Origin of the sequence: Silvania confinis, assembly GCF_025564085.1 — a bacterium.
Lineage (GTDB): Bacteria > Pseudomonadota > Gammaproteobacteria > Enterobacterales > Enterobacteriaceae > Enterobacter > Enterobacter confinis.
The window spans coordinates 97,683-113,657 of the sequence record NZ_JAMGZJ010000068.1 but is presented as its reverse complement, the minus strand read 5'-3'; the positions used below and the strand labels follow the sequence as shown (position 1 = coordinate 113,657).

General features: G+C 53.8%; 15 protein-coding genes and 1 riboswitch. Of the genes, 6 read left to right on the top strand and 9 right to left on the bottom strand.

What is annotated here, in order from left to right; translation table 11 throughout:
- Positions 1-3 precede the first annotated feature (3 nt).
- From ftsL to leuO, 7 genes are all read right to left on the bottom strand, one after another.
- Positions 4-369: a cell division protein FtsL gene (gene ftsL, locus M8013_RS04915; protein ID WP_271266693.1), complete on the bottom strand. Its 366-nt coding sequence runs from the start codon at positions 367-369 to the stop codon at positions 4-6.
- Positions 366-1,307, bottom strand: coding sequence for a 16S rRNA (cytosine(1402)-N(4))-methyltransferase RsmH (rsmH, locus tag M8013_RS04910; protein WP_271266692.1), 942 nt, complete (start codon positions 1,305-1,307; stop codon positions 366-368). Before rsmH ends, ftsL begins: the two co-directional genes overlap by 4 nt.
- A 1-nt stretch (position 1,308) precedes the next feature.
- Positions 1,309-1,767: a division/cell wall cluster transcriptional repressor MraZ gene (gene mraZ / locus M8013_RS04905; RefSeq protein WP_271266691.1), complete on the bottom strand. Its 459-nt coding sequence runs from the start codon at positions 1,765-1,767 to the stop codon at positions 1,309-1,311.
- 597 nt (positions 1,768-2,364) lie between these two features.
- A complete protein-coding gene (gene cra, locus M8013_RS04900; protein ID WP_271266690.1) occupies positions 2,365-3,369 on the bottom strand; it encodes a catabolite repressor/activator in 1,005 nt (334 codons plus the stop codon).
- A gap of 180 nt (positions 3,370-3,549) precedes the next feature.
- On the bottom strand, positions 3,550-4,041 hold the full coding sequence (gene ilvN / locus M8013_RS04895) for an acetolactate synthase small subunit (protein ID WP_271266689.1): 492 nt from the start codon (positions 4,039-4,041) through the stop codon (positions 3,550-3,552).
- Between the two features lies 1 nt (position 4,042).
- A complete protein-coding gene (gene ilvI, locus M8013_RS04890; protein ID WP_271266688.1) occupies positions 4,043-5,767 on the bottom strand; it encodes an acetolactate synthase 3 large subunit in 1,725 nt (574 codons plus the stop codon).
- A gap of 385 nt (positions 5,768-6,152) precedes the next feature.
- Positions 6,153-7,097, bottom strand: a complete 945-nt coding sequence (gene leuO, locus M8013_RS04885; RefSeq protein WP_271266687.1) for a transcriptional regulator LeuO — start codon at positions 7,095-7,097, stop codon at positions 6,153-6,155.
- Positions 7,098-7,731: 634 nt separating this feature from the next.
- Here leuO and leuL point away from each other — a divergent pair.
- From leuL to leuD, 5 genes are all read left to right on the top strand, one after another.
- Positions 7,732-7,818, top strand: a complete 87-nt coding sequence (gene leuL, locus M8013_RS23600) for a leu operon leader peptide (protein WP_418939522.1) — start codon at positions 7,732-7,734, stop codon at positions 7,816-7,818.
- A 92-nt stretch (positions 7,819-7,910) separates the two neighbouring features.
- Positions 7,911-9,482 carry a 2-isopropylmalate synthase gene (gene leuA, locus M8013_RS04880; protein WP_271266686.1) on the top strand — a complete coding sequence of 524 codons (1,572 nt, stop codon included), beginning with the start codon at positions 7,911-7,913 and terminating at the stop codon, positions 9,480-9,482.
- Positions 9,482-10,573, top strand: coding sequence for a 3-isopropylmalate dehydrogenase (leuB, locus tag M8013_RS04875; RefSeq protein ID WP_271266685.1), 1,092 nt, complete (start codon positions 9,482-9,484; stop codon positions 10,571-10,573). The genes leuA and leuB overlap by 1 nt, the downstream gene beginning before the upstream one ends.
- Positions 10,574-10,575: 2 nt before the next feature.
- Positions 10,576-11,976, top strand: a complete 1,401-nt coding sequence (leuC, locus tag M8013_RS04870; protein ID WP_271266684.1) for a 3-isopropylmalate dehydratase large subunit — start codon at positions 10,576-10,578, stop codon at positions 11,974-11,976.
- Between the two features lie 10 nt (positions 11,977-11,986).
- Positions 11,987-12,592 carry a 3-isopropylmalate dehydratase small subunit gene (leuD, locus tag M8013_RS04865; protein ID WP_271266683.1) on the top strand — a complete coding sequence of 202 codons (606 nt, stop codon included), beginning with the start codon at positions 11,987-11,989 and terminating at the stop codon, positions 12,590-12,592.
- Positions 12,593-12,642: 50 nt separating this feature from the next.
- On the opposite strand, the gene M8013_RS04860 is transcribed toward leuD, so the two are convergent.
- Positions 12,643-13,821, bottom strand: a complete 1,179-nt coding sequence (locus M8013_RS04860; RefSeq protein WP_271266682.1) for a sugar efflux transporter — start codon at positions 13,819-13,821, stop codon at positions 12,643-12,645.
- A gap of 104 nt (positions 13,822-13,925) precedes the next feature.
- Entirely contained in the window at positions 13,926-14,078 is a 153-nt protein-coding gene (gene sgrT / locus M8013_RS04855; RefSeq protein WP_271266681.1) for a glucose uptake inhibitor SgrT, read from the bottom strand.
- A gap of 87 nt (positions 14,079-14,165) precedes the next feature.
- Here sgrT and sgrR point away from each other — a divergent pair, with 87 nt between their 5' ends.
- The gene (sgrR, locus tag M8013_RS04850; protein WP_271266680.1) at positions 14,166-15,821 is read left to right on the top strand and encodes an HTH-type transcriptional regulator SgrR; all 1,656 of its coding nucleotides are present in this window, start codon (positions 14,166-14,168) and stop codon (positions 15,819-15,821) included.
- A 36-nt stretch (positions 15,822-15,857) separates the two neighbouring features.
- A riboswitch (TPP riboswitch) is annotated at positions 15,858-15,957 on the top strand.
- The last annotated feature ends 18 nt before the right edge of the window (positions 15,958-15,975 follow it).

Here is a 15,975-nt window from a genome sequence, read left to right as displayed (position 1 = left end):
CCCTTATTTTTGTACTACGATATTTTCCTGAGAGGGATCAACATGCTGCATTTGCAGCTTTTCCGTTGCGATCCGTTCTACCCGGCTATGATCGCCGAGCGCATTTTCTTCAAGAATCAGATTTCGCCACTCGATATCCAGCGCATCACGCTCCAGCACCAGCTGTTCGCGCTGCGCCGTTAACAAACGGGTATGGTGCGCGGTGGTAACAACCGTCACCGCAGACACGATGATGCAGATAAACAGGCACAGTGGCAGCTTCCCGCAACGTAAAAGATCTTCCCAGATAACACCGGGCAAGGCATGGCGCTCATTGCTCGCCAGGGTTCCTTTCACTTTGCTGAGAGTTTCTGCCACGATGCCGATCATGCGTCAGTCCTTTCTGCGATGCGCAACACTGAGCTTCGGGCGCGCGTGTTTTCTGCCACTTCTTCCTCACCCGGCATTAATTTGCCCAGCACCCGCAGCTGACGGCCGCCCAGCTTCCTGAGCTGTTCTTCCGTCATCGGCAGTCCGGCCGGAACCTGCGGGCCGCGGCTTTGCTCACGCATAAAGCGTTTGACGATCCTGTCTTCCAGAGAGTGGAAGCTGATAATGGACAAACGCCCACCCGGCGCCAGCACGCCCAGCGAGTTTTTTAACGCCTGTTCAATCTCTTCCAGCTCGCTGTTCACCCAGATGCGCACCGCCTGGAAGGTGCGGGTCGCGGGATGTTTAAACTTGTCTTTTACCGGCATGGCCGCCGCAATGACGGTCGCCAGCTCTTTGGTACGCGTCATCGGTTCGATGCGGTTGCGATCAACAATGGCACGGGCGATCCGCTTGCCAAACCGCTCTTCGCCAAAGGTTTTGATCACCCAGGCGATATCCGCTTCTTCTGCGGTTTGCAGCCATTCAGCAGCAGACTGACCGCGAGTCGGATCCATACGCATATCCAGCGGACCGTCACGCATAAAGGAGAAACCGCGTTCAGCATCGTCAAGCTGCGGGGAAGACACGCCGAGATCGAGCAGAATGCCGTCAATCTTGCCCGTTAACCCGCGCTCGTCGACATAGTCTGCCAACGCAGAAAATGGACCATGCACAATGGAAAAGCGCGGATCGTCAATAGTTTTGGCCACTTCAATCGCCTGCGGATCGCGATCGATAGCGATCAAGCGCCCTTCTGCGCCCAGCTGGGACAGGATCAAGCGCGAGTGGCCGCCACGGCCAAACGTGCCGTCAATATAGATGCCATCAGGACGAATATTCAGTCCGTTAACGGCCTCATCGAGCAACACCGTTGTATGTTTATAATTTTCCATCATTTTATAGAGACAAATCCTGCAATCGTTCCGACATTGTCGCGGAATCAGAGTGTTCAGCGTCGATATCTTCCTTGACCCGTTGATACCAGGCCGTTTCATCCCACAGTTCAAACTTATTGAACTGTCCGACCAGCATCACTTCTTTCGTCAGACCGGCATGTTGCCGCAGCACAGGCGCAATCAATAAACGCCCTGCACTGTCCATCTGACATTCACTGGCATGTCCCAATAACAGCCGCTGTACACGGCGTTCCTGCGGGTTCATGCTCGACAGTCGAGACAGCTTTTGCTCAATGATTTCCCATTCCGGCAAGGGGTAAAGCAGCAGGCAGGCGTGGTTGATGTCAATGGTGCAGACCATTTGACCTGAAGCGCTCTCGTTCAGCTGGTCACGGTATCGGGTTGGTACCGATATACGTCCTTTGCTGTCGAGATTGACTAACGTAGCGCCACGAAACATGCCAGTCTCACCCCTCCTCACCACTTTAACCCACAAATTCCCACTTGAAGGAGTTTACGGAGCGATGGAAAAGCTTGTCAAGCCAGGACTTCCGCGACATCAGTCTAAATGCATCTGATTTACGGACCGATCCTGACCTGGCTAATTACTGCACAACCGGCGCGACAAATTAACGTGATGAATATTTGTAAGAAAAAACTCGAATATACATAACAGCGTTAAAACATAGCTCATATCATCGCAAGGAAATATAAAGTGTCAGTTTGCGACGCGGGCGGCATTTTAAGCCATATTGCCGGGGGATGACAGCCTCAGATTCACTGCTGGCGCGAAGCATCTGTCGGGGTCGTGTCGGTGGGTAGGCTGAGAAGGTAAAAATGGCTGATATTTCAGCATCGGCAGGAATGGATGTAACAAAATAATACAAAATAGACGCTTAATGACAATTAATAAGTGTGAAAGAAACTTTTAAATGACGAACGAAAATAAAAAGACGAACAAGCAATGAGTTTTAAGGAATTATCTTAAAAACAATAAGGGAATTATTAAGCGGACACGCCTAGGGAATTCAGGGCAGTTTTCACTGCCCTGCTGCACTTAAGTACGACTTAACACACCGCGACGATAGAGATTACGCCGGATACGCGTCAGTCCTGGTTTCGGCTTACGCGGTTCATCCAGGCTTGCCAGCACAATCTCCAGCACACGCTCAGCCACATCGCGATGGCGCTGCGCTACCGCCAGAACCGGGCATTGCAGGAAATCGAGCAGCTCATTATCACCGAACGTGGCAATTGCCAGGTCTGACGGCAGCTTGCCATCACGACGTAGGGTGACGTCCATTACCCCCTGCAGCAGCGCAAATGAGGTCGTGAACAGCGCCTGCGGCATCGGATGGGTTTCCAGCCATTTCTCGAACAGCTGCGCCGCCGCTTCGCGCTCGTAGCTGTTGGCATACAGGTAATCCACTGTGCGCGGATCGTCTTTCCAGGCTGTGCGGAATCCTTGCTCACGTAAAAAGCTCACCGAAAGCTCGGGCAGCGCACCGAGGTACAGTACATTTTCCGCCGGGAAGGTGCGCAGTTCGGCTGCCAGCATCTCGGCATCGTCCTGATCGGCCCCAACGACACTGGTGAAGTGCTCACGATCTAATGCGCGATCGAGCGCGACGATCGGAAACGAATCATTCGCCCAGCGTTGATAAAACGGATGCTCAGGAGGAAGCGCAGTGGAAACAATGATCGCATCCACCTGGCGCTGGAGCAGGTGCTCAATGCAGCGCATTTCATTGTCGGGCTGATCTTCGGAACAGGCGATCAGCAGTTGATAGCCACGCTGACGTGCCTGACGCTCAAGATAGTTTGCAATCCGCGTATAGCTGGTGTTTTCGAGATCCGGGATCACCAGACCGATCGATCGGGTGCGCCCGGCGCGTAAACCTGCCGCCACGGCATTCGGATGGTAGTTATGTTCACGCACCACGGCCATGACTTTCTCAACGGTCTTATCGCTGACACGATACTGCTTCGCTTTACCGTTAATCACATAGCTTGCCGTGGTTCGCGACACGCCAGCGAGTCTGGCGATTTCATCCAGTTTCACAATTGCCCCTTAAAAGAAATAAAAGAGTCCATGACCTTGCCAGGGTTATGGCTAAATCTTGTAACATCTAAGCGCAGAATAGTCCGGGCAGCAACCGCTTTTGTCAGCACAAATGCGCCTGTACACAAAAAAAAGCCCGGCAAGAGTCGCCGGGCAAGATTGAGGCGAACTTTTTTGGCCTTAACGCATCACTTTATCACCGCGGGAAAGCCCCACGACGCCGGAGCGCGCCACTTCAACGATTTTTGCGACATCTCTCACCGAGGCGAGAAAAGCATCCAGCTTATCGCTGGTCCCGGCGAGCTGGACGGTATAGATAGAGGGGGTCACATCGATGATCTGCCCACGGAAAATATCCGCGTTGCGTTTCACCTCTTCGCGCCCGTAGCCGGTCGCCTGAATTTTGACCAGCATAACTTCACGTTCAACGTAAGCCCCCTGACCCAGCTCACTGACACGCAAGACATCAACCAGCTTGTGCAGTTGCTTTTCAATCTGCTCCAGCACCTTTGCATCGCCCACCGTCTGGATGGTCATGCGGGAGAGGGTCGGGTCGTCGGTCGGGGCAACCGTCAGACTTTCGATGTTGTAGCCGCGCTGTGCAAAAAGCCCAATCACGCGCGACAGCGCACCGGACTCGTTTTCCAGTAATACAGACAGTATCCGGCGCATATCAGGTCCTCTCCGTTTTGCTTAACCACATTTCATCCATACCGCCACCGCGAATGTGCATCGGATACACATGTTCGGTGCCATCGACAACGACATCGACAAACACCAGACGGTTGTTCCTGACGTGTTCCAGGGCTTCATTGAGCTTCGCTTCCAGCTCCGCCGGATCGCTGATGCGAATCCCCACGTGGCCATAAGCTTCTGCCAGACGAACAAAGTCCGGCAGCGATTTCATATACGATTGTGAATGACGCCCGGAATAGATCATGTCCTGCCACTGCTTCACCATCCCGAGGTAGCCGTTGTTCAGGTTCAGCACCAGCACGGGGAGGTCATACTGCAACGCAGTCGACAGCTCCTGAATGTTCATCTGAATGCTGCCATCGCCTGTTACACAGACCACCGTTTCGTCCGGCAGCGCCAGTTTGACACCCAGCGCAGCGGGCAGACCGAATCCCATGGTGCCCAGACCACCGGAATTGATCCAGCGGCGTGGTTTATCAAACGGATAATAGAGCGCGGCAAACATCTGGTGTTGACCTACATCAGAGGTCACATAGGCCTCACCATTGGTCAGACGCCAGATGGTTTCGATGACCGCCTGCGGCTTGATACTCGCACTTTGCGTGTCATATTTCAGGCACTGACGCGCGCGCCACTGCTCAATCTGCAGCCACCAGTCACGATTATCATCCAGCGGCTGAACAGAGCTTTCCTGAGCCAGTAGCTCAAGCATCTGTTCCAGCACCTGACGCGCGTCGCCAACAATCGGCACATCCGCCGGAACGGTTTTGGAAATAGACGTCGGATCAATATCGATGTGCAGCACTGTGGCATTCGGACAGTATTTTGCCAGATTATTGGTGGTGCGATCGTCAAAGCGCACCCCCACGGCAAAAATGACATCGGAATTATGCATCGTCATGTTGGCTTCGTAGGTGCCGTGCATCCCGAGCATACCGAGCGCCTGACGGTGGGATGCCGGGAAAGCCCCGAGCCCCATCAGTGACGATGCCACCGGGAGGTTCAGCTTTTCGATAAGCTCACGCAGCTGCGATCCGCACTGTGAGTTCACGGCCCCGCCGCCGACGTACACCACCGGTTTTTTAGCGGCAACCAGCGTTTGCAACGCCCGTTTAATCTGGCCTTTGTGTCCCTGAGTTGTTGGATTATAAGAACGCATGCTGACCGACTCCGGCCAGACGTAAGGCATTTTGTTTGCCGGGTTGAGAATGTCTTTTGGAAGATCGACCACCACCGGGCCAGGACGCCCGCTCGCCGCCAGCCAGAAGGCTTTTTTCAGCACGCCCGGAATATCTTCCGTCTGCTTGACGAGGAAGCTGTGTTTCACCACCGGGCGCGAAATGCCGACCATGTCACACTCCTGAAAGGCATCGTAGCCAATCAGCGAGGTGGCAACCTGACCGGAGAGCACCACCAGAGGAATCGAATCCATATAGGCCGTCGCGATACCCGTAATGGCGTTAGTCGCCCCGGGACCGGAGGTCACCAGCACTACGCCAACTTCACCCGTTGCGCGTGCCAGCCCGTCAGCCATATGCACAGCAGCCTGCTCATGGCGCACCAGCACGTGATCGATCCCACCGACGGTATGAAGGGCATCGTAGATATCGAGGACAGCGCCCCCAGGGTAACCGAACACTTGCTTCACGCCTTGATCAATTAACGATCGGACGACCATTTCGGCGCCAGACAACATCTCCATGATTAGCCTCCAGGCTTATCGTTTCAGACCAACAGGCGTAACGGCCCTGTTGGTCTTTTTTGCCAGAGTGACGCTCTGGCGTTTTTTTATTGTGCAGAGTGACAGTTACCATAACCGCTCGCCGGAAGGCAGGCAATTAGCAAACCTACGTTGACGTATAAAGAAGAAAGCAGAAACAGGCGGTATTAAAAATAGTTATGGATAAATCCACTACGATAACGAAGCGGACTGCCCATTCATCATTTAAAAACGAGGAGGTTCAGTAATTCATGCATTTTTACGGCGAGGGAACGGGCAGGGAAAAAATCATCACAGAATAAAATATCAGTATCAAACAAAAACCCAGGATAAATAACAGGTATAGTGTTATTTATCCTGGATACCTTTAGTGCTTACAGACACTCACTAAAAGCTCTTCCATCCACTGATGTCCTTTATCGCGCCCGGCGGCTTCATGCCAGGAAAGGTAACAGGTACGCAAGTTTAGGCTCAAAGGGAGTGTCTGGATCCTCAAATTCAGCGATTCAGCAAATTCTTCAACCAGCCAGCGCGGCGCGATAGCAACCAATTGAGTTTGCGAAACAATATTTAAGACGCTGGTCATCGCCATACCCTGGTAGGCAACGCAGGCCTGCTTATCGGGTGTATCGTACCAGGGCTGGCTAAAGGACGCGTAGCGGTCAAGAGCAACAACTGCATGTTGCTCGCGATAAATATCGCTTTCCAGCAATGTTCCATTCAGACGCGGATGTGTTTTGCTGGTCACCAGAACCATTTCATCTTTAAATAATGGCACGCAGGAAAACTCAGGACGGCGAAATTCTTCATAGCCAATCACAAATTCTGTTTCCTGATATCGCAACTGGTGCTCAGTATTTTGATTGAGCGATGATTTGAAGACCAGATGAATATTGGGTGCGATCTGCTCGACTTTATTATAGATAAGCGAGGTCAAATAGTTATCAAGCGGGCTGCAAACGCACAAATGATAAATGCGCTCGCTGACGGAAGGGTCAAACCCCGATCCTGGTAATTCGTTCTGTACCAGTTGCAGCGCCTGGCGTACCGATGCGAACAGTTGAAACGCCCGTGCTGTAGGTTGAATACCACGGCCATAGCGAACGAATAATTCGTCATTAAACATGACCTTAAGCCTGGCTACGGCGTTGCTGACGGCGGGCTGCGACATCCCCAGTGAGTGAGCTGCTCGGGTGATATTTTGTTCCTGCATCACGGCATCGAATACGGTTAAAAGATTGAGATCCACAGTACGAAGCTGTGGTTTTGTTCCGTCAATCACTTGCGGTTTATCAGTTTTTTGTTCAAACATACCCTGCTCCACTGTCACGCTAAACTCCCTGTTCTCGTGTGTAACAATAACTCTAAAAAATATGATTTATCACGCATATAAGATCAGCAAAAGAGAAATGTTACAAATTAGGAATATATTAATACCTGCCAACACTGACAGGGATACGTATAAGACGAGAAAATATGTTCAGGGAGAGCGAAAACATATCAAATAGTTTATATTTTAAATGAAACCATAGATCCTACAAATAAACAATACGCCACTTAGTTAAGGAATATTTAAGCCCTAATTAAATATCAACCATTACATACCTTAAATGCTTAACATCTCATTATCACTTAACTCACCCGCCAACGTATTCCGCAGTCACAAACACAATAACACCATGATAATAATAGAATTTTAATCACGATAAAATTATTTCAAAAATATATGCAATTGCAATGAAGTATATTCAAATAATTCCTTTAATTAAAATCCAGTCCAATTTTAGACAAATAAAACCGTCTGACGCTAAAAAACCAGCACAATAAGCTAATTCCATCGCAGCAGGAAATGACGCCAGAAGGCCGATTTCCTCGGCAAAGGGTTGACATCAACCAGCGTATCCAGTACCACTAAAGGCATATCGTATTCATCTGGGGCTTGATTCATGATTCGCAGCATTCGTTTCACCGGTCTACTACTACTAAACGCATCCACTGTGCGCGGTAGACCGGCGGGCGAAATTCAGCGTTGAATTGACCTCTGGTTAACACAAAAAACCCGCGCCACTGCGCGGGTTTTTTTATGCTCGTAGCAAGGCGCCCAAATACAGACAAGGACCTACCCATGAGCCAGCAAGTCATTATTTTCGATACCACCTTACGTGACGGCGAACAGGCATTGCAGGCGAGCCTGAGCGTTAAAGAAAAATTGCATATTGCGCTGGCCCTCGAACGTATGGGTGTAGACGTAATGGAAGTGGGCTTCCCGGTCTCTTCTCCTGGTGATTTTGAATCCGTTCAGACCATTGCCCGCACCATTAAAAACAGCCGGGTGTGTGCGCTGGCGCGCTGCGTCGAGCACGATATTGATGTCGCGGCAGAGTCCTTAAAAGTGGCCGAAGCCTTCCGTATACATACCTTTATTGCAACCTCTCCCATGCATATCGCGACCAAGCTGCGCAGCACGCTGGATGAGGTTATCGCGCGCTCTATTCACATGGTGAAACACGCTCGTAACTATACCGACGATGTAGAGTTCTCCTGTGAAGATGCAGGCCGCACGCCGATCGAAGACCTGGCTCGCGTGGTTGAAGCCGCCATCCGCGCCGGCGCCACTACCATCAACATCCCGGATACCGTCGGCTATACCATGCCGTTCGAATTCTCCAACATCATTACCGGGCTGTATGAGCGCGTGCCGAATATCGATAAAGCAATTATCTCCGTGCATACCCACGACGATTTGGGCCTGGCTGTCGGTAACGCCATTGCCGCCGTCCACGCCGGTGCGCGTCAGGTTGAAGGGGCCATGAACGGAATTGGCGAGCGCGCGGGCAACTGTTCGCTGGAAGAAGTGATCATGGCGATCAAGGTGCGCAAAGACATTATGAATGTGCAAACCCGCATCAATCACCATGAAATCTGGCGTACCAGCCAGACCGTCAGCCAGATTTGCAACATGCCGGTCCCGGCGAACAAAGCGATTGTTGGCACCGGTGCCTTCGCCCACTCCTCCGGTATCCACCAGGATGGCGTGCTGAAGAACCGCGAAAACTACGAAATCATGACCCCGGAATCCATCGGTTTGAACCAGGTCCAGTTAAACCTGACCTCCCGTTCTGGCCGCGCAGCGGTGAAACATCGCATGGAAGAGATGGGTTATAAAGAGTCCGACTACAACATGGATCACCTGTACGACGCTTTCCTGAAGCTGGCCGATAAGAAAGGTCAGGTCTTCGATTACGACCTGGAAGCGCTGGCGTTCATTAACAAGCAGCAAGAAGAGCCAGAGCATTTCCGTCTGGACTACTTCAGCGTGCAGTCCGGTTCCAGCGATATTGCTACCGCCTCGGTCAAGCTGGCCTGCGGTGAAGAAACAAAAGCTGAAGCGGCGAATGGCAACGGTCCGGTCGATGCGATTTACCAGGCAATCAACCGTATCACCGACTACGACGTTGAGCTGGTCAAATATGACCTGACGGCGAAAGGCCAGGGTAAAGACGCGCTGGGTCAGGTTGACATCGTAGTGAACTATAACGGCCGCCGCTTCCACGGCGTGGGTCTGGCGACCGATATCGTCGAGTCTTCTGCAAAAGCGATGGTTCACGTCCTGAATAACATCTGGCGCGCCGCAGAAGTTGAAAAAGAGTTACAACGCAAAGCTCAGAATAAAGAGAACAATAAGGAAACCGTGTAATGTCGAAGAATTACCATATTGCTGTGTTACCGGGCGACGGAATTGGCCCCGAGGTTATGGCACAGGCGCTGAAGGTTCTGGAAGCTATCCGTACCCGTTTTGCGATGAAAATTACCACCAGCCACTACGATGTGGGCGGTGTCGCGATCGATAACCACGGTATGCCATTACCGCAGGCGACAGTGACCGGCTGTGAGAATGCGGATGCGGTGCTGTTCGGTTCCGTCGGGGGCCCGAAATGGGAACACCTGCCGCCCGCAGAGCAACCAGAGCGCGGAGCGCTGCTGCCGTTGCGTAAGCATTTTAAGCTGTTCAGCAACCTGCGTCCGGCCAAACTGTATCCGGGTCTGGAAGAGTTTTGCCCACTGCGCGCCGATATCGCAGCCAACGGTTTCGACATTCTGTGCGTGCGTGAGTTAACCGGCGGTATCTATTTTGGCCAGCCGAAAGGCCGTGAAGGCAGCGGTCAGCACGAAAAAGCCTTTGATACTGAGGTGTATCACCGCTTTGAAATTGAACGCATCGCCCGAATCGCGTTCGAATCGGCCCGCAAGCGCGGTCACAAAGTCCACTCGATTGATAAAGCCAACGTACTGCAGTCCTCGATTCTGTGGCGTGAAATCGTTAATGAAATCGCCCAGGAATACCCGGACGTTAAGCTGGCTCATATGTATATCGACAATGCCACCATGCAGTTGATCAAAGATCCGTCTCAGTTCGACGTGCTGCTGTGCTCCAACCTGTTTGGCGACATCCTCTCTGACGAATGCGCCATGATCACCGGTTCGATGGGAATGCTGCCATCCGCCAGTCTGAACGAAGAAGGTTTTGGCCTGTACGAACCGGCAGGTGGCTCGGCACCGGATATCGCAGGCAAGAACATTGCAAACCCGATTGCGCAGATCCTCTCTCTGGCGCTGCTGCTGCGCTACAGCCTGGATGCCAACGAGGCGGCGACGGCGATTGAAAACGCCATCAACCGTGCGCTGGAAGAAGGCATCCGCACCGGTGATTTAGCCCGTGGTGCGTCTGCAGTCAGTACCGATGAAATGGGCGATATCATTGCCCGCTATGTCGCTGAAGGGGTGTAATCATGGCGAAGACGTTGTACGAAAAGTTGTTTGACGCTCATGTGGTTTATGAAGCGCAAAACGAAACCCCATTACTCTATATCGACCGTCATCTGGTGCACGAAGTGACCTCACCGCAGGCATTTGATGGCCTGCGCGCGCATCATCGTCCAGTGCGTCAGCCAGGTAAGACCTTTGCGACGATGGACCATAACGTCTCGACGCAGACCAAAGACATCAATGCCTCCGGTGAAATGGCGCGCATTCAGATGCAGGAACTGATCAAAAACTGCAACGAATTTGGCGTTGAGCTGTACGACCTGAATCACCCGTATCAGGGGATTGTCCACGTGATGGGGCCGGAACAGGGTATCACCCTGCCGGGGATGACCATCGTCTGCGGCGACTCCCATACCGCCACCCACGGCGCGTTTGGCGCACTGGCGTTCGGTATCGGCACCTCTGAAGTGGAACATGTACTGGCGACCCAGACCCTGAAGCAGGGCCGCGCCAGAACCATGAAAATTGAAGTCACCGGTCAGGCCGCACCGGGCATCACCGCCAAAGACATTGTGCTGGCCATCATCGGGAAAACCGGTAGCGCAGGCGGCACCGGGCACGTGGTCGAATTCTGCGGCAGCGCTATTCAGGCGTTGAGCATGGAAGGTCGCATGACCCTCTGCAACATGGCCATTGAGATGGGGGCGAAAGCCGGTCTGGTTGCCCCGGACGACATCACGTTTGAGTATGTCAAAGGCCGTCTGCACGCGCCGAAAGGCCAACATTACGACGACGCTGTCGCCTACTGGTCAACCCTGAAAACCGACGACGGCGCGCAGTTCGACACCGTTGTGACCCTGCAGGCTGAAGCCATAGCGCCACAGGTGACCTGGGGGACTAACCCAGGTCAGGTGATTTCGGTCACCGACGCGATCCCCGATCCGGCCTCATTTGCCGATCCGGTTGAGCGCGCCAGTGCCGAAAAAGCGTTGGCCTACATGGGGCTGAAACCGGGCGTGCCGTTGACCGATGTGGCGATTGATAAAGTCTTTATCGGCTCCTGTACCAACTCGCGGATCGAAGATTTGCGCGCAGCGGCCGAGGTCGCGAAAGGCCGTAAAGTCGCCCCAGGCGTGCAGGCGTTGGTCGTTCCCGGCTCCGGCCCGGTGAAAGCCCAGGCCGAAGAAGAAGGTCTGGATAAAATTTTCATCGAAGCGGGCTTTGAATGGCGTCTGCCAGGCTGCTCCATGTGTCTGGCGATGAACAACGATCGCCTGAATCCGGGCGAGCGCTGCGCATCCACCAGCAACCGTAACTTTGAAGGTCGTCAGGGGCGCGGCGGACGCACGCATCTGGTCAGCCCGGCAATGGCCGCGGCAGCCGCAGTGACCGGCCATTTTGCCGATATTCGCAACCTGAAGTAAGGAGACCATCATGGCAGAGAAATTTATCCAGCATACTGGCCTGGTTGTCCCACTGGACGCGGCCAACGTCGATACCGACGCCATTATCCCGAAGCAATTTTTGCAGAAAGTGACCCGCACCGGTTTTGGCGCGCATCTGTTTAACGACTGGCGTTTTCTGGACGAGAAAGGCGAAGTGCCGAACCCGGAGTTCGTACTGAACTTCCCGGAGTTTAAAGGCGCATCGATCCTGCTGGCGCGGGAAAACTTCGGCTGTGGCTCATCACGCGAGCACGCGCCGTGGGCGCTGACCGATTACGGCTTCAAAGTGGTGATTGCGCCAAGCTTTGCCGATATCTTTTACGGTAATAGCTTCAACAACCAGCTGCTGCCGGTGACGTTAAGCGACGAACAGGTCGACGAGCTGTTTGCGCTGGTGAAAAGCAACCCAGGGATTACATTTGAAGTGGACCTGGAAGCGCAGGAAGTGAAAGCCGGGGATAAAACCTATGGCTTTAGCCTCGATGCCTTCCGCCGCCACTGCATGATCAACGGCCTCGACAGCATCGGTCTGACCCTGCAGCATGAAGAGGCGATTGCCGCTTACGAGAACAAACAGCCTGCTTTTATGGCGTAATGAAATGGCCCGCGCTGCGGGCCGTTTTAAAAAAGCCATCGTCCAGAAAATCACACATCCTTGATGCGGAAAGTCAGCGCCAGTGTCACCACTGAAATGGCCGCAATCGCCCAGTAGACCGCGTAGTGGCCATAACTTTGCGCCAGCGCACCCTGAATCATCCCCGCCAGAATCACCCCGGTTGAGATGCTGTTAGTAAACAGCGTGGTGGCCGAACCGGCCCGCCCTGGCATTAGATCCTGGAACCACAGCATGCCAATCCCGGCGACGATGCCAATAAAAATGGCGTTAAATAGCTGCAAGGCAAGCAAGGCCTCGTTGCTGTGAAACAGAATCAACCCCACATAAAACAGCACCCCAGCCGTCACCGCAATCAGCATCATCCGCCGTTTGCCAAAGCGTTTTACGTAGTAGCCCGCGAGGATCATCGCCGGTATTTCCAGCCCGGCAGCCGTTCCCATTAAGATCCCGGCCAGCTTATCCGGCAGGCCCAGATCGCTGCTGATCCACAGAGGCATATCGATGATGTACATGGTATTGCAGGTCCACATCAACGTGGAGGCGATGAACAGCATCCGCACATTCTTGTTCTGCCAGCCACTGACCTGCGTCAAAGGCGTCGCGGTCGCTGATTCAACCCGGGAAACGGTCGGTAGCGCAAAGGCGATTAATCCCAGGCTAATGGCAAAAATTCCGGCCGCAATCGAGAACATGACGGTAAAACCGTAGTTAAGCGCCAGCATAAAGGCCAGCGGCGGGCCGATCACCCACGCCAGGGAGAGCTGCGCACGCATCACCGAGCTGAACATCACCACTTCACGCGCGGAGCTGTCAGCGTATTCGCGCGCCAGCGCAAACAGCTGAGGCATGGCGGTATTGGCCAGCGACGCCAGAAACACGCCGCAGGTGAGTAACGTCAGATAATGACGGTTAAAAGCAAACAGCAGCGCATTACCGATGGCCATGACACAGCAAAACAGGATCAGTTTGCGTCGATCGCCCTGACTGTCGGATCGCTTCGCCAGCCACAAACTCACGAGGATCCCGGCGATGGCGTTGACGGTATAAAACAGTCCTACCCAGAATGGCTGGGCCCCCACCTCACGGCTCAGGAATAGACTTAAGGTAGGCGCCTGCAGCGCACCGGCCACGCCCATCATAAATGCCACCATCAGAAAGGCAGCGTAGACACCGTTGAGGCGGCGCCCCATCGTCATTATCCAGAGCATGATCAGTTCCCTTCAGCGCAAGTGAAAACGAAAAAAAGCCAGCAGATGATACCTGCTGGCGTGGTGATTCGCACCAATACTCAGTCACACATGATTGAAGCAATTCAGCGTTCCGAGGTCGACGTTGTCACCTCCCACTGCATCAGATCGTCCAGTATTTTCAGCTGCTGTTCTGCGCACAGGCGGGCCAGCCAGGACACTCCTTTTGTCGCTGAGAAGTACTTTCGGTAAAACTGACGTGCGGTAGACCTCTTCATCTTCACCTCCTCGCTTCATCGAAGTGCATTATTGGCCTAATATAGGGATTAATAAATTGCTGATTATTTGTCAGGAGTTCCTCTTTTATGCCGTCTGGTCGTCTGCAACAACAATTCATCCGCCTGTGGCAATGCTGTGATGGCCAAACCCGGGACACCACGCTCAGCGAACTCGCCGAGCTGCTCAGCTGTTCGCGGCGCCACATGCGCACCCTGCTCAACACCATGCAGCAGCAGGGCTGGCTGAGCTGGGAAGCCGAAGCCGGACGCGGAAAACGATCCCGCCTGTCCTTTCTCTATACCGGGCTGGCGCTTCAGCAACAGCGGGCGGAAGACCTGTTGGAGCAGGATCGCATCGAGCAACTGGTGCAGTTGGTAGGGGATAAAGCCGCCGTGCGCCAGATGCTGGTTTCGCATCTGGGCCGCAGTTTTCGTCAGGGGAAGCACATCCTGCGCGTACTCTATTACCGCCCAATGAAAAATCTTTTACCGGGCAGCGCATTACGCCGATCCGAAACCCACATGGCCCGGCAGATTTTTAGCGGGCTGACGCGGATAAATGAGGAAAACGGGGAACTGGAAGCCGATATCGCCCATCACTGGCAGCAAATTTCACCGCTGCACTGGCGCTTTTTCCTGCGCCCAGGTATTCACTTCCACCATGGTCGCGAGCTGGAGATGGCAGACGTCATTGCCTCGCTGCAGCGCGCCCGCGAACTTCCGCTCTATTCGCATATCACGCGGATCCAGTCTCCTACCGCCTGGACGCTGGATATTCAGCTGTCGGAACCTGACCGCTGGCTACCGTGGCTGCTGGGGTATGTGCCGTCGATGATCCTGCCGCGCGAATGGGAATCGATGCACAACTTTTCCAGCCAGCCGATCGGAACCGGTCCTTATGCGGTCTCGCGTAACAACAACAATCAGCTCAAGATCCGCGCCTTCGATGACTACTTTGGCTACCGGGCACTGATCGACGAAGTGAACGTCTGGGTTCTGCCGGATATAAACGAAGAGCTGAGCGTCGGTCTGACGCTGGAGGGGCCAACCGAAGGTGAAAAAGCGGTGGAGAGCCGTCTTGAGGAGGGTTGTTACTACCTGCTGTTCGATGCCCGCTCCCAGCGTGGTGCCAGCACCGATGTGCGCCAGTGGATAAGCCGGATCCTCTCCCCTGCTAACCTCATTTATCAGGCCGAGGAGCTTTACCAGTCCTACTGGTTCCCGGCGTATGGCTTGCTTCCCCGCTGGCACCATGCCCGTCCGGGGCGCGTTGAAAAACCCGCCGGGCTGGAGAGCATCACCCTGACCTTCTACCGGGAGCATGTGGAACATCGGACGATCGCCAGATTGATGAGCGAACTGCTGGCCGCCGAGCAGGTGACGCTCAATATTCAGGAAGTGAGCTATGACGAATGGCATCGCGGCGATGCGCTGAGCGACATCTGGCTCAACAGCGTTAACTTCACCCTGCCGCTCGATTTTTCGCTGTTCTCGCACCTGTATGAAGTGCCGCTGCTGCAGCACTGTATTCCCCGCGACTGGCAGCAGGATGCCGCCGCATGGCGCGCAGGCGAGATGAACCTTGCGGTCTGGTGTCAGCAGTTGCTGGCGCAGCAGGCGATGGTTCCGCTGATCCATCACTGGCTGATGATTCAGGGGCAACGCAGCATGCGCGGTTTACGCATGAATACGCTGGGCTGGTTTGATTTCAAGTCGGCATGGTTTGCGCCGCCTGAACCATAATCCTTTCGTAATATTCACCAAATCATTACAATGCTGTCGTTCTCATCGGGGTGCTGCGCGCGAGCGTGTGCTGAGAAAATACCCGTCGAACCTGATCCGGATAACGCCGGCGAAGGGATTTGAGGCTGTCGCTCAAAATCCTTTGCCACTCTCA

What these genes read in the sequence shown, in the direction of transcription:
- ftsL (WP_271266693.1), bottom strand. Translation starts at nt 369, where the DNA reads ATGATCGGCATCGTGGCAGAAACTCTCAGCAAAGTGAAAGGAACCCTG.
- rsmH (WP_271266692.1), bottom strand. Translation starts at nt 1,307, where the DNA reads ATGATGGAAAATTATAAACATACAACGGTGTTGCTCGATGAGGCCGTT.
- mraZ (WP_271266691.1), bottom strand. Translation starts at nt 1,767, where the DNA reads ATGTTTCGTGGCGCTACGTTAGTCAATCTCGACAGCAAAGGACGTATA.
- ilvN (WP_271266689.1), bottom strand. Translation starts at nt 4,041, where the DNA reads ATGCGCCGGATACTGTCTGTATTACTGGAAAACGAGTCCGGTGCGCTG.
- ilvI (WP_271266688.1), bottom strand. Translation starts at nt 5,767, where the DNA reads ATGGAGATGTTGTCTGGCGCCGAAATGGTCGTCCGATCGTTAATTGAT.
- leuO (WP_271266687.1), bottom strand. Translation starts at nt 7,097, where the DNA reads ATGTTTGAACAAAAAACTGATAAACCGCAAGTGATTGACGGAACAAAA.
- leuL (WP_418939522.1), top strand. Translation starts at nt 7,732, where the DNA reads ATGATTCGCAGCATTCGTTTCACCGGTCTACTACTACTAAACGCATCC.
- leuA (WP_271266686.1), top strand. Translation starts at nt 7,911, where the DNA reads ATGAGCCAGCAAGTCATTATTTTCGATACCACCTTACGTGACGGCGAA.
- leuB (WP_271266685.1), top strand. Translation starts at nt 9,482, where the DNA reads ATGTCGAAGAATTACCATATTGCTGTGTTACCGGGCGACGGAATTGGC.
- leuC (WP_271266684.1), top strand. Translation starts at nt 10,576, where the DNA reads ATGGCGAAGACGTTGTACGAAAAGTTGTTTGACGCTCATGTGGTTTAT.
- leuD (WP_271266683.1), top strand. Translation starts at nt 11,987, where the DNA reads ATGGCAGAGAAATTTATCCAGCATACTGGCCTGGTTGTCCCACTGGAC.
- M8013_RS04860 (WP_271266682.1), bottom strand. Translation starts at nt 13,821, where the DNA reads ATGCTCTGGATAATGACGATGGGGCGCCGCCTCAACGGTGTCTACGCT.
- sgrT (WP_271266681.1), bottom strand. Translation starts at nt 14,078, where the DNA reads ATGAAGAGGTCTACCGCACGTCAGTTTTACCGAAAGTACTTCTCAGCG.
- sgrR (WP_271266680.1), top strand. Translation starts at nt 14,166, where the DNA reads ATGCCGTCTGGTCGTCTGCAACAACAATTCATCCGCCTGTGGCAATGC.